This is a genomic window from Mycobacterium sp. E3339 (assembly GCF_001666915.1).
GTDB lineage: Bacteria > Actinomycetota > Actinomycetes > Mycobacteriales > Mycobacteriaceae > Mycobacterium.
In genome coordinates, this window is record NZ_LZIZ01000159.1 from 1 (window position 1) to 676 (window position 676).

Sequence of the window (676 nt, forward strand, 5' to 3'; positions counted from 1 at the left end):
AGCATGGGGTGGTGGTCGAGCAGGGCCTGCAAGATGGTCACGACGTCGGTGGGGGTGGCCCCGGCCGGGGCTTGCAGGACCAGGGTTTGGTTGAACTGGTCGATGGGGCCGTCAATGTCGAACAGCCATCCCATGATCGGGGTCGGCGTGATCGCCCCGATGCCCTCATCGACAACCCGGGTGTGGCCCTCGGTGATGCCGGGAATGCCGGCCAGTCGGGCCACGGTCTGCTCGACGAAGATATCGCGGGGCCGGCAGCTCAGCCCCGCCTCCCGCGCCCGGGACACCACCTGCATCGACAAGATGCTGTCCCCACCCAAATCGAAGAACGAGTCATCCACCCCGACCCGCTCCACCCCGAGCACCTCGGCATAAATGCCGGCCAGGATTTCTTCGATGGCGGTGGTGGGGGCGCGGTAATGATCGGCGTCGACATAGTCCGGTGCGGGTAGGGCGCGGGTGTCGAGTTTGCCGTTGAGCGTGGTGGGCAAGGTGTCGAGGGTGACGATGGCGGTGGGCACCATGAACCCGGGAAGCCGCTCGGCCAGAGCCGACCGCGCGGTGGTGGGATCGACCGTGCCGGGGGCACTTTCGACGACGTAGCCGGTGAGGCGTTTGTCGCCGGGGCGGTCTTCGCGCACGATGACCGCGGCCTGCTCCACCCCGTCGAGGCTGG

Annotated in this window: 1 protein-coding gene; it reads right to left on the bottom strand. The window is 67.9% G+C overall.

Annotated features, from left to right (window positions below; genetic code table 11):
• Nucleotides 1–676 (bottom strand): phosphopantetheine-binding protein (locus tag A5702_RS14285; protein ID WP_231965057.1); only part of this gene is annotated, 676 nt, incomplete at both ends.